The organism is Streptomyces sp. NPDC048258, assembly GCF_043201995.1.
Classification (GTDB): domain Bacteria; phylum Actinomycetota; class Actinomycetes; order Streptomycetales; family Streptomycetaceae; genus Streptomyces.
The window spans coordinates 292,514-305,476 of the sequence record NZ_JBICZH010000011.1; the positions used below are offsets into that span (position 1 = coordinate 292,514).

Annotated in this window: 14 protein-coding genes and 1 pseudogene; 8 read left to right on the plus strand and 7 right to left on the minus strand. The window is 71.5% G+C overall.

Annotation, left to right across the window (positions count from 1 at the left end; all coding sequences use genetic code 11):
* Nucleotides 1-9: 9 nt before the first annotated feature.
* The 3 genes and pseudogenes from ACGFYQ_RS25545 to ACGFYQ_RS25555 all read right to left on the minus strand — a co-directional run bounded on the left by ACGFYQ_RS25545 (nt 10) and on the right by ACGFYQ_RS25555 (nt 2,961).
* A complete protein-coding gene (locus tag ACGFYQ_RS25545; RefSeq protein WP_393747607.1) occupies nt 10-687 on the minus strand; it encodes a transglycosylase SLT domain-containing protein in 678 nt (225 codons plus the stop codon).
* A gap of 309 nt (nt 688-996) precedes the next feature.
* Nucleotides 997-2,149 (minus strand): annotated as a pseudogene (locus ACGFYQ_RS25550) (S-adenosylmethionine:tRNA ribosyltransferase-isomerase).
* 92 nt (nt 2,150-2,241) lie between these two features.
* Nucleotides 2,242-2,961, minus strand: a complete 720-nt coding sequence (locus tag ACGFYQ_RS25555; protein ID WP_393747610.1) for an SDR family NAD(P)-dependent oxidoreductase — start codon at nt 2,959-2,961, stop codon at nt 2,242-2,244.
* A 185-nt stretch (nt 2,962-3,146) separates the two neighbouring features.
* Here ACGFYQ_RS25555 and ACGFYQ_RS25560 point away from each other — a divergent pair, with 185 nt between their 5' ends.
* The 3 genes from ACGFYQ_RS25560 (at nt 3,147) to ACGFYQ_RS25570 (ending at nt 5,316) form a co-directional block, all read left to right on the plus strand.
* Nucleotides 3,147-4,280 carry a GAF domain-containing sensor histidine kinase gene (locus ACGFYQ_RS25560; protein WP_393747652.1) on the plus strand — a complete coding sequence of 378 codons (1,134 nt, stop codon included), beginning with the start codon at nt 3,147-3,149 and terminating at the stop codon, nt 4,278-4,280.
* On the plus strand, nt 4,273-4,923 hold the full coding sequence (locus tag ACGFYQ_RS25565) for a response regulator (RefSeq protein ID WP_393747612.1): 651 nt from the start codon (nt 4,273-4,275) through the stop codon (nt 4,921-4,923). The genes ACGFYQ_RS25560 and ACGFYQ_RS25565 overlap by 8 nt, the downstream gene beginning before the upstream one ends.
* 147 nt (nt 4,924-5,070) lie before the next feature.
* Nucleotides 5,071-5,316, plus strand: a complete 246-nt coding sequence (locus tag ACGFYQ_RS25570; protein ID WP_393747654.1) for a chaplin — start codon at nt 5,071-5,073, stop codon at nt 5,314-5,316.
* A gap of 296 nt (nt 5,317-5,612) precedes the next feature.
* On the opposite strand, the gene ACGFYQ_RS25575 is transcribed toward ACGFYQ_RS25570, so the two are convergent.
* Nucleotides 5,613-6,398, minus strand: coding sequence for a hypothetical protein (locus ACGFYQ_RS25575; protein WP_393747614.1), 786 nt, complete (start codon nt 6,396-6,398; stop codon nt 5,613-5,615).
* Between the two features lie 133 nt (nt 6,399-6,531).
* Here ACGFYQ_RS25575 and ACGFYQ_RS25580 point away from each other — a divergent pair, with 133 nt between their 5' ends.
* The 4 genes from ACGFYQ_RS25580 to ACGFYQ_RS25595 all read left to right on the plus strand — a co-directional run bounded on the left by ACGFYQ_RS25580 (nt 6,532) and on the right by ACGFYQ_RS25595 (nt 9,759).
* Nucleotides 6,532-7,326: an ABC transporter ATP-binding protein gene (locus ACGFYQ_RS25580; protein ID WP_393747616.1), complete on the plus strand. Its 795-nt coding sequence runs from the start codon at nt 6,532-6,534 to the stop codon at nt 7,324-7,326.
* 54 nt (nt 7,327-7,380) lie between these two features.
* The gene (locus ACGFYQ_RS25585; RefSeq protein WP_393747618.1) at nt 7,381-7,812 is read left to right on the plus strand and encodes an NfeD family protein; all 432 of its coding nucleotides are present in this window, start codon (nt 7,381-7,383) and stop codon (nt 7,810-7,812) included.
* A gap of 84 nt (nt 7,813-7,896) precedes the next feature.
* Nucleotides 7,897-8,883: an SPFH domain-containing protein gene (locus ACGFYQ_RS25590; protein WP_393747620.1), complete on the plus strand. Its 987-nt coding sequence runs from the start codon at nt 7,897-7,899 to the stop codon at nt 8,881-8,883.
* Between the two features lie 105 nt (nt 8,884-8,988).
* Complete coding sequence (locus ACGFYQ_RS25595; RefSeq protein ID WP_393747656.1) at nt 8,989-9,759, plus strand: sulfite exporter TauE/SafE family protein; 771 nt, start codon at nt 8,989-8,991, stop codon at nt 9,757-9,759.
* A gap of 70 nt (nt 9,760-9,829) precedes the next feature.
* Here ACGFYQ_RS25595 and ACGFYQ_RS25600 read toward each other — a convergent pair whose 3' ends face one another.
* The 3 genes from ACGFYQ_RS25600 to ACGFYQ_RS25610 all read right to left on the minus strand — a co-directional run bounded on the left by ACGFYQ_RS25600 (nt 9,830) and on the right by ACGFYQ_RS25610 (nt 11,852).
* Nucleotides 9,830-10,333, minus strand: a complete 504-nt coding sequence (locus ACGFYQ_RS25600; protein ID WP_393747622.1) for an HNH endonuclease — start codon at nt 10,331-10,333, stop codon at nt 9,830-9,832.
* 150 nt (nt 10,334-10,483) lie between these two features.
* Nucleotides 10,484-11,017 carry a YbhB/YbcL family Raf kinase inhibitor-like protein gene (locus ACGFYQ_RS25605; RefSeq protein WP_393747624.1) on the minus strand — a complete coding sequence of 178 codons (534 nt, stop codon included), beginning with the start codon at nt 11,015-11,017 and terminating at the stop codon, nt 10,484-10,486.
* 52 nt (nt 11,018-11,069) lie between these two features.
* On the minus strand, nt 11,070-11,852 hold the full coding sequence (locus ACGFYQ_RS25610) for a sporulation protein (RefSeq protein WP_362389803.1): 783 nt from the start codon (nt 11,850-11,852) through the stop codon (nt 11,070-11,072).
* A 108-nt stretch (nt 11,853-11,960) separates the two neighbouring features.
* Here ACGFYQ_RS25610 and ACGFYQ_RS25615 point away from each other — a divergent pair, with 108 nt between their 5' ends.
* Complete coding sequence (locus ACGFYQ_RS25615) at nt 11,961-12,602, plus strand: DNA-3-methyladenine glycosylase (RefSeq protein ID WP_393747627.1); 642 nt, start codon at nt 11,961-11,963, stop codon at nt 12,600-12,602.
* Nucleotides 12,603-12,963: the final 361 nt, after the last annotated feature.

The following is a 12,963-nucleotide window of genomic DNA, read 5'->3' on the forward strand; positions in this document are numbered from 1 at the left end:
GTCGGCGTCCTAGTAGGCGCTGTTGACGTTGTCCATCGAGCCGTAGCGGTCGGCCGCGTAGTTGCAGGCGGCGACGATGTTGGCGACCGGGTCGTACTGGTCGAACTTGGTGCCCTTGACGTGGTACGCCTTGAAGGTCGGGTAGATGACCTGGAGCAGACCCTTGCTGGGGATGCCGTTCTGGGCGTTGATGTCCCAGTTGTTGATCGCCATCGGGTTGCCGCTGGACTCACGCATGATGTTCTTGTGGATACCGGCGTAGGTGCCCGGAATGCCCTCCTTCTTCATGATGAAGAGGGCTTCCTTGATCCAGCCGTCCAGGTTGTTCGCGAAGACGGGGGTGCGGGCGGCGGAGCGGCTCGCGGCGGCCTTCTGCTCGCGGTCCTTCTTCGCGGCGGCCTCGGCCTTGGCCTTGGCGGCGGCGTCAGCCTTGGCCTTGGCGTCCTGCGCCGCCTTGTCGGCGACGACCTGCTGCACGGAGAGGTGCTGCTGTACGGCCTTCGTCTGCGCGCCGTCGACGACCTGGGTCCAGGCGACGGGGGCGGCGGAGACCGTCTCGGCCTGGGCGGCGTCGGCCGGGACGAGGGAGAAGGCGAGCGCGGCGGCACTGAACGTGGCGACACCGGCAATGGACAGCTTGTGTGCCTTCGTCAGACGACTGTGACCGGGAGTGCTGGAAGCAGACATGGCGGGGCAACCTCTTCGAATCGCGGGAGCCGCAGGAAAGCGCCGCGAGGATCCGGGGATCCGCGGCGCTGTGCGGCGAGAGCAATTCTTAGCGGCGGCAAAAACCTGTGGCAAAGGTGTGACGTACGATCCCGCTTAGTGGATCACGGGCGGGCGCCGAGGCCCGATTTCAGGCCTCGGCGCTACGCGCGCCCGTGCTGACAGGACCTTTACCCGTCCACTAGGGAGCTTCGTAAGTGATGTGGGTCCTATGTGCGGGCTCACATCGGGCACGTAACGGTCTCACCATGCGTTGCTTGAGCAACGCACTCAGTGACCGGCCTCATCCTTGAGTAGCAGATGGACGTCCCCGAACTCGTGCCAGAGGCAGAGACGGGCCACCGCCTCCGCATACCCGAGCTGTACGGCCGCGCGCCCCGCGACCGCCTCCAGCATCAGCAGATGGGACGCCTCCGGCTCGTGCAGCCCGGTCAGCAGCCCGTCCACCACCCGCACCCCGCGCTCCGGCGTCACCACCAGGTCCGTCCAGCCGGCCGCCCTGCGCACCACCCCCCCGCGCGTCCGCGGCCGACTCCAGGGCCCGTACCGCCGTGGTCCCCACCGCGATCACCCGCCCGCCCGTCGCCCTCGCGGCGTTCACCAGCCACGCCGTGGTCGCTGGTACCTCGTACCGCTCCGGGTACGGCGGCTCGTGCGCCTCCTGCGAGGCCACGCCCGTGTGCAGGGTCAGCGGGGCGAACTGCACCCCCCGGCTCACCAGCCGCGCCACCAGCTCGGCGGTGAAGGGCCGCCCGGCGCTCGGCATCTCCGCCGACCCCGCCCCGTCGGCCCTCGGCACCGCGAACACCGTCTGGTACGCCGACAGCGGCTGGTCCCGCTCGGTGTACGCGTACCGGATCGGCCGCCCGTACGCCCGCAGCAGGCCGGGCACGTCCACCCGTTGCCCGGCCGCCACCCATGGTGGAGGCGCTACGCGCCGCCCCTCCTCCGTCGAGGGCCGCGCCCACCACAGCCGGTCCGAGCCCGCCACGAGGGGCTCCTCCAGTACGAGGTGATGCCCGCCCGGCAGCTCCACCACCGCCCCGGCCGGCCCCCCGGCGCGCGGCCCCGTCGTGCCCCGGCCGGCCGGGGTCCGCAGCTCCACCGACCACCGTCCCCCGTCGCCCCGGGTGGAGAAGTGCACCACCAGCGCTTCGCCGCCCTCGCCGCCCAGCCGGGCGTCCACGGCGGCCGCCAGTGTGGCCGAGGTGTTGACCACCAGCACGTCCCCGGCCCGCAGCAGCTCCGGCAGCTCCCGGAAGGCGTGCAGCGACACCTCCGTACTGCCCCGCGAGACCAGCAGCCGCACCGCGTCCCGGCCCAGCCCCGGCCCGCGCTGCTCGGCCGGAACCCGGGCCAGCAGGTCCGGCGGAATGTCCCTTATATACAGACCCTTCTGCCGGAGTGCCGGACGCCCGCCCACGGCTCCGCTCACCGCCCCGCTCACCGCCCCGCCCACGGCTCCGCTCACCGCCCCGCTCACCGCCCCGCCCACGGCTCCGCTCACCGCCCCGCTCACCGCCCCGCCCCTGCTCCCGCGCCCGCCGCCAGCCCCTCCGCCGTGTACCGCCCGCTCGGCAGCCCGTCCGCCACCAGCCGCAGCAGCACCGGAGCCACCTCCTCCGGCGTCGGCAGCCCCGCCAGGTCCTCCCCGGGCTCGGCCGCCGCCATCATCCGCGTCCGCATCGAACCCGGGTCCGCCCACCACACCCGCAGCCCCGGCTCCTCCACCGCCAGTACGGCCGACAGCAGATCCCCGGCCGCCTTGGTGGCCCCGTACGCACCCCACGTGGCGTACGGAACCACCGCGGCGTCCGAGCTGATGTTCAGCACCGCCCCGGCCGCCGAGGCCCGCAGCAGCGGCAGCCCCTCCTGGACCAGCCCCAGCGGCCCGACCACATTGACCTCGAAGGCCTCGCGCAGCCCGTCCAGCGGATGGAGCGCCAGCGGCACCAGCGGCTCCGCCCCCAGCACCCCCGCGTTGTTCACCAGCAGGTCCAGCCCGCCCAGCTCCCGCGCCGCCGCCAGCAGCGCCGCCCGGTGCTCACCCGAGGAGACGTCCCCCGCCACCGCCACGACCCTCACCCCCGCAGCCCGCTCCAGCCCGGCCGCGGCCTCCTTCAGCGCCGCCGCGCCCCGCGCACTCAGCACCAGGTCCCAGCCGCGCGCCGCCAGCTCCCCGGCCAGTGCCCGGCCCAGCCCCCTCGACGCCCCCGTCACCACCGCCACCGACATGACCGCACCCCTCGCCTTCCGTACCGATCAGCAGATGCCCCCAACCTAGGAAGCCCGCACCCGCCGCCGCGTCGGTCGCGCGGACCACCCGTACCGGTCCGTTGGACCTACGTCCACGGTTCCGTCCACCGCCCGATCCCGCAGGTCACGGCCGCCGGTACGGTGAGGCCATGACCGGTAGTCCCATGTACGGCGGACCCCGCAGCGGCCTGGCCGCCGTGAGCACCGCGCTGCTCGCCATGAGCCGCCGCCTGGAGGTCCGCGACGTCCTGCGCACGATCGTCGTGTCGGCCCGCGAGCTCCTGGACGCCGAGTACGCGGCCCTGGGCGTCCCGGACGACCACGGCGGCTTCGCCCAGTTCGTCGTGGACGGCATCAGCGCCGAGCAGTGGCGCCGCATCGGCCCGCTGCCCCGCCAGCACGGCATCCTCGCCGCGATGCTCCACCAGGACGGCCCCGAGCGGCTGGCCGACGTACGCCAGGACCCGCGCTTCGAGGGCTGGCCCGCCGCCCACCCCGAGATGTCCGACTTCCTCGGCCTGCCCGTCCGGGACGGCGAGGAGATCCTCGGCGCCCTCTTCCTCGCCAACAAGAAGGGCCTGCGTGGCTTCACCGACGAGGACGAGGAACTCCTCTCCCTCCTCGCCCAGCACGCCGCGATAGCCCTCACCAACGCCCGGCTCTACGAGCGCAGCCGCGAGCTCACCATCGCCGAGGAACGCTCCCGCCTCGCCCACGAGCTGCACGACGCCGTCAGCCAGAAGCTCTTCTCGCTGCGCCTCACCGCCCAGGCCGCCGCCGCCCTCGTGGACCGCGACCCGGCCCGCGCCAAGGACGAGCTCCAGCAGGTGGCCGCCCTGGCCGCCGAGGCCGCCGACGAACTGCGCGCCGCCGTGACCGAGCTCCGCCCGGCCGCGCTGGACGAGGACGGCCTGGTCGCCACCCTCAGGACCCACGTCCACGTACTGGACCGTGCGCACACCGCGCACGTCACCTTCACCTGTGACGGCGTACGGGCCCTCCCCTCGACCCAGGAGGAAGCCCTCCTGCGCGTGGCCCAGGAGGCCCTCCACAACGCCCTGCGCCACTCGGGGGCGGACCGGGTCGAGGTCACCCTGGCCAAGAGCCCGGCCGGGGGAGCGGTCCTCAAGGTCGTCGACTCCGGCAAGGGCTTCGACCCCCAGGCCGTCCGCAGCGCCGGCCGCCACCTGGGCCTGGTCTCCATGCGGGACCGCGCCGACGGCGTCGGGGGCCGGCTCACCGTGCACTCGGAGCCCGGCAAGGGCACCACGATCGAGATGGAGGTCCCCGGTGGCTGACACCCCCAGCCGGATCCGCGTGCTGCTGGTCGACGACCACCAGGTGGTCCGCCGGGGCCTGCGCACCTTCCTGGAGGTCCAGGACGACATCGAGGTGGTCGGAGAGGCCTCCGACGGCGAGGAGGGCATCGCCCGCGCCGAGGAGCTGCGCCCCGACGTGATCCTCATGGACATCAAGATGCCGGGCACCGACGGCATCGAGGCGCTGCGCAGGCTGCGCGAGCTCGCGAACCCGGCGCGGGTGCTGATCGTCACCAGCTTCACGGAGCAGCGGACCGTGATCCCCGCCCTGCGGGCCGGCGCGGCGGGATACGTCTACAAGGACATCGACCCCGACGCCCTCGCCGGAGCCATCCGCTCCGTCCACGCCGGTCACGTCCTCCTCCAGCCGGAGGTGGCGGTGACCCTGCTCTCCCAGGAGGACCAGAGCCCCTCCGCCGGCCGGCCCGGCTCACTGACCGACCGCGAGCGCGAGGTACTGGGCCTCATCGCGGACGGCCGCTCGAACCGGGAGATCGCCCGCGCGCTGGTCCTCTCCGAGAAGACGGTCAAGACCCACGTCTCGAACATCCTGATGAAGCTGGACCTGTCCGACCGGACGCAGGCCGCGTTGTGGGCGGTCCGGCACGGAATCGCCGAGTGACGGCATGATTCGGACCGTCTCGTTCCGGACTGAGATTCATACGGTCGGGTGTATGTAGCCCACATGGCGTATCCCGATCGCCGGGTGACCGTTCTCCATGGCGTGCCGCGACGGCTGGTCGCGGCAGACGTACTGGAGGACGAGAACGTGAAGAACTTCAAGAAGGCCGCAGCCGTCACCATGATCGCGGGCGGCCTCCTGGCCGCCGGCGCCGGTGTCTCCTCGGCGCACGGCGGTGCGTCGGCGGAGGGCGAGGCCCTGAACTCGCCCGGCGTGGCCTCCGGGAACCTGCTCCAGGTCCCGGTCCACGTCCCCGTGAACGTGGTCGGCAACTCGGTCACCGTGATCGGCCTGCTCAACCCGGCCTTCGGCAACACCGGCGTGAACGCCTGACCCCCGCGCCCGACCCCCGCGGCCCCGCTTCCCCCCTCTCCCCGGGAAGCGGGGCCGCCGCCGTTCCTGCGCCGGACAATCCGCCGCCCCGGCCTTCCGGCGCCGCCGGGTACATGTTGAGCCCCGCCGGCGTTTGAGGCGCGGGGGTCCGGGGGCGGAGCCCCCAGCTGCCCCGGCGCAGCCGCTGCCCGGCCTTCCGGCGCCGCCCGGGCAAATTCAGCCCCGCAGGCGATTGAGGCGCGGGGTCTGGGGCGGAGCCCCAGGAGCCCCAGGAGCCCCGGCGCGGCCGGCCCCGGCTAGCGCCCCCGCTCGCGCTCCTCGACGGCAGAGTTGTACGCCGCGACAAGGGCCCGCCGAGCCACCCGCTCCACCGGCCGCAGAGCCTCGGCCCGCGCCGCCATCTCCGAGGCGGCCACCGCACCCCCGTGCCCGTTCTCGTACGCAAGCGACACCATCAGGTCCACCCGCTGCGCCAGCGCCAGCACCCGTACGGCCCGTGGCGGATACCCCGGAGCCAGGACGTCCCGTCCCGCCTCCGCCCGCGCCCGGTACGCCGACAGCGCCGCCCCCGCCACCGGCCCCGACCCCGCCACGTCCAGCCGCGTCAGCACCACGGTCGCCTCGCGCAGCGCCTCCGCCAGCTCCCGCTCCGCCTCGCCCAGCGACGGCACGTCCGCCGGCGGAGCCTCCCGTACCGGCAGGCAGTGCCAGGTCACCGACACGTGCACGTCCCCGGCCGGCCCGGCCTCGGACACCTCCGGCACCAGCCCCAGCGCCGCACCCACCGCGACGACCGCCTCCTCCGCGTCCAGCGCCCTCGCGTTGAACTCCGGCGGCCCGCTCAGCCCCAGCGGGTGCCCCGGCGCCGGCAGCGCCACCCGCAGCCCGGTCACCCCCAGCGCCCGCATCCGCCCCAGCGCCAGCGTGAGACCCACCGGACCCGATTCCCCGGGCAGCCCCGCCACCCGGTGCACGGCGTCCTCGCCCACGATCGACAACACGGCCTCGTCGGGCGAGACCAGACCGGCCAGCAGTGCGTTCCCCCAGGCGGCCAGCCGCCCTGAACGTGGTTCGAAAAGCATCCCCCAACTCTACGGACCCGCCCCGTGGCCCGGCCCCGGCCCCGGACCCCTCCGCGAGTGGCGTAGGTTTTCCCCTGGGGCTGCGCCTGCCGGCGCACAGAGAACCGTGACTGCAAGGGGTGACAACACGCTCATGAGCGATGTTCTGGAGCTGGTGGACGTATCCGTGGTCCGCGAGGGCCGGGCTCTGGTGGACCAGGTCTCCTGGTCGGTGAAGGAGGGGGAGCGCTGGGTGATCCTCGGCCCCAACGGTGCCGGCAAGACCACGCTGCTGAACCTCGCCTCCAGCTACCTCTTCCCGACCAAGGGCGCCGCCACCATCCTCGGCAGCACCCTCGGCAAGGTGGACGTCTTCGAGCTGCGCCCCCGCATCGGCATCGCCGGTATCGCGATGGCCGACAAGCTGCCCAAGCGGCAGACCGTCCTGCAGACCGTCCTCACCGCCGCCTACGGCATGACGGCGACCTGGCAGGAGGAGTACGAGGACGTCGACGAGCAGCGCGCCCGCGCCTTCCTCGACCGCCTCGGCATGACGGACTACCTCGACCGGAAGTTCGGCACCCTCTCCGAGGGCGAGCGCAAGCGCACGCTGATCGCCCGCGCCCTGATGACCGACCCCGAGCTGCTGCTCCTCGACGAGCCGGCCGCCGGCCTGGACCTCGGCGGCCGCGAGGACCTCGTACGCCGCCTCGGCCGCCTCGCCCGCGACCCGCTCGCGCCCTCCATGGCCATGGTCACGCACCACGTCGAGGAGATCGCCCCCGGCTTCACCCACGTCCTGATGATCCGCCAGGGCAAGGTCGTCACCGCGGGCCCGATCGACCTCGAACTGACCTCCCGCAACCTGTCGCTCTGCTTCGGCCTCCCGCTGGTCGTCGAGCGCAACGGCAACGACCGCTGGACCGCCCAGGGCCTTCCCCTCGGCTAGTACGAGCCCCCCGCACCCTGTCCCGACCGCGCCCACCGGACCTACCATGACCATGTGGACGACATCGACGCATGGGTGTGGTGGCTCGTCGGAGCGGTCGGACTGGGCATCCCCCTCGTCCTGACGGCGATGCCGGAGTTCGGCATGTTCGCCGTCGGAGCGGTGGCGGCGGCCGTCACGGCGGCTGTGGGCGGGGGAATGGTGGCCCAGGTCCTGGTCTTCGTGATCGTGTCGGTCGCGCTCATCGCGGTCATCCGGCCGATCGCCAACCGGCACCGCGACCAGCGGCCCCAACACCGCAGCGGCATCGACGCGTTGAAGGGCCGGAGCGCCGTCGTCCTCGAACGCGTCGACGGCAGCGGCGGCCGCATCAAGCTCGCCGGCGAGATCTGGTCGGCGCGCACCCTCGACGCGGACAGCAGCTTCGAACCCGGCCAGTCCGTGGACGTCGTGGAGATCGACGGGGCGACCGCCGTCGTCATGTGACAAGCAGCCTGCTCGCAGCCCGCGGGTCTGCGAGACTCCGTTCAACGGGGCAGCACAGACAGCCGGAAGGGCACGGGGAACCGCATGCAACCGATCATCATCGTCCTGATCATTCTGATGGTTCTGGTCTTCATCGCACTGGTCAAGACGATCCAGGTGATCCCTCAGGCCAGCGCCGCCATCGTGGAGCGGTTCGGCCGCTACACCCGCACTCTCAACGCGGGCCTCAACATCGTCGTCCCGTTCATCGACTCGATCCGCAACCGGATCGACCTCCGCGAGCAGGTCGTCCCCTTCCCGCCGCAGCCGGTCATCACCCAGGACAACCTGGTCGTCAACATCGACACCGTCATCTACTACCAGGTGACCGACGCCCGCGCCGCGACGTACGAAGTGGCCAGCTACATCCAGGCCATCGAGCAGCTCACCGTCACCACGCTGCGCAACATCATCGGCGGCATGGACCTGGAGCGGACCCTCACCTCCCGCGAGGAGATCAACGCCGCCCTGCGCGGGGTCCTCGACGAGGCCACGGGCAAGTGGGGCATCCGCGTCAACCGCGTCGAGCTCAAGGCCATCGAGCCGCCGACCTCCATCCAGGACTCGATGGAGAAGCAGATGCGCGCCGACCGCGACAAGCGCGCCGCGATCCTCCAGGCCGAAGGCGTCCGCCAGTCCGAGATCCTGCGCGCCGAGGGCGAGAAGCAGTCCTCCATCCTCCGCGCCGAAGGTGAGGCCAAGGCCGCCGCCCTGCGCGCCGAGGGCGAAGCCCAGGCCATCCGTACGGTGTTCGAGTCCATCCACGCCGGCGACGCCGACCAGAAGCTCCTCGCCTACCAGTACCTCCAGATGCTCCCGAAGATCGCCGAAGGCGATGCCAACAAGCTCTGGATCGTGCCGAGCGAGATCGGCGACGCCCTCAAGGGCCTCTCCGGCGCCATGGGCAACTTCGGCCCCATGGGCGGCGGTTCCGGCTTCAACCCGCAGAACTCCGGCAAGGACGGCGGCGGCATCCCCGCCGCCCGCGACAAGGACGCCGCGGACCGCCGCGAACAGCCCCCCATCGACTGACCGGCCATCCCCCTCCTGCATGATCAGTGAGGCCCCTCGACCTTCATGGCGGGGAGGCGACTCACTCATGCAAAGGGGATGGCCCAGTCCATGTCCATGTTCTCGATGTCCGTCTGGGAATCACTCGCGGTCTTCGCCGCCGGCATCGGCGCCGGCACCATCAACACCATCGTCGGCTCCGGCACCCTGATCACCTTCCCGGTGCTGCTCGCCACCGGCCTGCCGCCGGTCACCGCCAACGTGTCCAACACCCTCGGCCTGGTGCCCGGTTCCATCAGCGGAGCCATCGGCTACCGCAAGGAGCTCCAGGGCCAGCGCGCCCGCATCATCCGGCTCGGCGCCGTGTCGCTCGTCGGCGGACTCGCGGGCGCCGTCCTGCTCCTCACGCTGCCGTCCGACTCCTTCGACACGATCGTGCCCGTCCTCATCGGACTGGCCCTCGTGCTCGTCGTCCTCCAGCCGCGCCTCGCCGCCGCCCTGCGCCGGCGCCAGGAGGCCGCGGGCGGCGACACCGGCCACCCCGACGGCGGCCCCCTGCTGTTGTCCGGGATGCTGTTCTCCAGCGCGTACGGAGGCTACTTCGGGGCCGCCCAGGGCGTGCTCTACCTCGGCCTGATGGGCCTGCTGCTCCGCGAGGACCTGCAGCGGATCAACGCCGTGAAGAACGTCATCGCCGCCCTGGTGAACGGCATCGCGGCCGTCCTGTTCCTCTTCGTCGCCGAATTCGACTGGACGGCCGTCGTCCTCATCGCCGTCGGCTCCACCATCGGCGGCCAGATCGGCGCCAAGGTCGGCCGCCGCCTCCCGCCGACCGCCCTGCGCGCGATCATCGTCACGGTCGGCGTCATCGCCATCGTCCAGCTGCTGATCCGCTGAGCGACGTAGCGGAGTTACGCCGCCCAGTGCCCCCGGCTACGCGATAGCCGGGGGCACCCGGGGCATACGACTAGGCGGAGCGCTCCAGCCAGTCCGGCAGCGCCTCCCGCCCTGCCACCCCCAGGGCGAGCAGCATGGCGTCCGCCGGAGACGGTACGAAGGGCTTCCGGAGGAGCGGCATCCCCGCCTCCTCCGGAGTCCGGGCCGCCTTGCGGTGGTTGTCCTCGGCGCAGGAGGCCACCGTGTTCAGCCAGGTGTCCCCACCCCCCTGGGCCCTGGGCAGCACGTGGTCCACGGTCGTCGCGCGCTTCCCGCAGTACGCGCACCGGTGTTGGTCCCGGACCAACACCCCCCTCCGCGACCAGGGAGCATGTCTTCGGAAGGGCACCCGGACATACCTGCAGAGCCTGATCACCCGCGGCATCGGAAGCTCCATGGTGGCCGCGCGCACGCGCAGCTCGGGATGCGACTGCTCGACCACGGCCTTGTCCTGGAGCACCAGGACCACCGCCCGGTTCAACGTCACCGTCGACAGCGGCTCGAAGCTCGCATTCAGCACCAGCGTGTCCCGCATCTCGCCCACCTCCCGTGTGCAGGCCCGCGACCACCCTTGCGGCAGGGCCCGCGACCACTCTGGCCGCGCGCGCCACGCGGGACAACGCAATAAAAATGCCCGGTCCTGGCCTTCTTTAGACCAGGACCGGGCAAACACCGGGAGAAAAGCTCAGCTCGCGGGGGCCTCGTACTCACCGATGAGCTGGGCCCGCCCGAGCGTGTGGAACCGCAGGTTGAATCCGACCACGGCGGGGGAGACGTCCTCGCCGGGGCCGAGCTTCTCCTGATCCACCGCGTACACGGTGAAGACGTACCGGTGCCGCTCCCCGGCCGGCGGAGCAGCCCCGCCGAAGTCCTTGGTTCCGTAGTCGTTCCGCACGTGCACGGCCCCGGCGGGCAGCCCCTCGAACTTCCCGCCGCCCGCCCCGGCCGGCAGCTCGGTGACCGAGGCCGGCAGATCGAAGAGCACCCAGTGCCAGAACCCGCTGCCCGTGGGCGCGTCCGGGTCGAAGCACGTCACGGCGAAGCTCTTCGTCCCCTCCGGGAACCCCTCCCACCGCAGCTGCGGGGAGACGTTCCCGCCCGATTTGACCTGGGCGCCGCCCAGATCGGCACCGGGCGCGAGATCCGTGCTGGTCACGGTGAACTCGTGCACCTCGGGATGGAAGTCGTGCGGAAGAGGAGCCCTGCTCTGCTCGGTCACTGCTGACCCTCCTGCTCGGATCGGATACGTGCAACGGTCCGAGCCTAGGAGCCTAGAACCAGTTGCGCTGGGAACCGACGGACGCGATCCACTGGTTCAGGTACGCCGCCCAGTCGGTGCCCTGGTACGACTGGAGGCCCACCTGGAAGCAGCGGTAGGTGTCGCTGCCCTCGCTGAACAGCCCCGGCTTCTTGTCCATCTCCAGGACGACGTCCATCTCCCGGCCGTCCGAGACGAAGGTCAGCTCGACCTGGTTCAGCCCGCGGTACTGCGACGGCGGCAGGAACTCGATCTCCTGGTAGAAGGGCAGCGTCTGCCGCGTCCCCCGGATGTGCCCGCGCTCCATGTCCGCACTGCGGAACGAGAAGCCCAGCTGCCGGAACGCGTCGAGGATCGCCTGCTGCGCCGGCACCGGGTGCACGTTGATCGGGTCGAGGTCACCCGCGTCGACCGCGCGCGCGATCTCCAGCTCGGTGCTGACCCCGATGTTCATCCCGTGCAGGTGCTGGCCCCCGAAGTGGGTGATCGGCGTCTCCCAGGGGATCTCCAGCCCGAAAGGCACCACGTGCAGCGCGCCGGCCTGCACCTGGAACGCACCGCCGAGGCGCTGCTTGGTGAAGACGACGTCCTGCTTGTACTCCTGGTCACCGCCCTCCACCTCCACACGCGCCTGCAGCCCGATGGACAGCCCCTCGATCTGCTGCTCCACGGAGCCGCCCTGGATCCGGACCTCGCCCTGGACGATCCCGCCCGGTACGACGTTCGGCTCGGTGATGATCGTGTCCACCGAAGCACCACCGGCACCCAGGCTCGCGAACAGCTTCTTGAACCCCATGCTCAAACTCCCCTTGAAGGATCTGGCGACTACGCCGCGACTACCCCTTACATACGCGGAACCTTAGGCCCCGGTTGCAGGTGTGCGCGTTCCACTACGCTCGACCGGATGAGCGCGCGCCCCGACCGTACGCCCCTGCCCCGGACCTTCTTCGACCGCCCGGTCCTCACCGTGGCCCCGGACCTCCTGGGCCGCACCCTGGTCCGCCGTACCCCGGACGGCCCCATCGAACTGCGCATCACTGAGGTGGAGGCGTACGAAGGGGAGTCCGACCCGGGCTCCCACGCCTACCGCGGCCGCACGGCACGCAACGCGTCGATGTTCGGTCCGCCCGGACACGCGTACGTCTACTTCATCTACGGCATGTGGTTCAGCCTCAACCTGGTGTGCGGCCCGCCGGGCCACGCCAGCGGGGTCCTGGTGCGCGCGGGCGAGATCACGGTGGGCGCCGACCTGGCCGCGAAACGCCGACTTTCCGCCAGATACCCGAGAGAACTGGCCAAGGGACCGGCCCGCCTGGCCACCGCCCTGGATGTGGACCGCTCCCTCGACGGCGCCGACCTCTGCGGGGGCCCCGACTCCCCGCTCTCCCTCCTCAAGGGCACCCCCACGTCGCCCGACCAGGTCAGCAGCGGCCCGCGCACGGGAGTGGGCGGCGATGGCGCCACTCATCCCTACCGCTTCTGGATCACCCACGACCCGACGGTGAGCCCGTACCGCGCCCACGCGCCACGCCGCCGCTCAACTTGACTCGGCCCTGCCGGACGCCTAACGTAGCCCGAGCCGCTTGAACGGGGCACTGCTATCAGCAGCCCCCGGAGCGGCCAACCCAACTCACTACGACTTACCCCTGGCGGGGTTCTATTCGGCATGCCCGAATTCCCGGCCGGCGGCTCGATTATGAGCCGCAAGAGATAAGCGCTAATGTGGTGGAGCGCCGAAAGGCAAAGACCCCCAACGGTCACCGAATTCAAATCCAAGTTCCGGAAACGGCGCGGAAATGATCTGGTAGAGTTGGAAACGCAAGAACAGAACGAAAGCCCGGAGGAAAGCCCGAGAGGGTGAGTACAAAGGAAGCGTCCGTTCCTTGAGAACTCAACAGCGTGCCAAA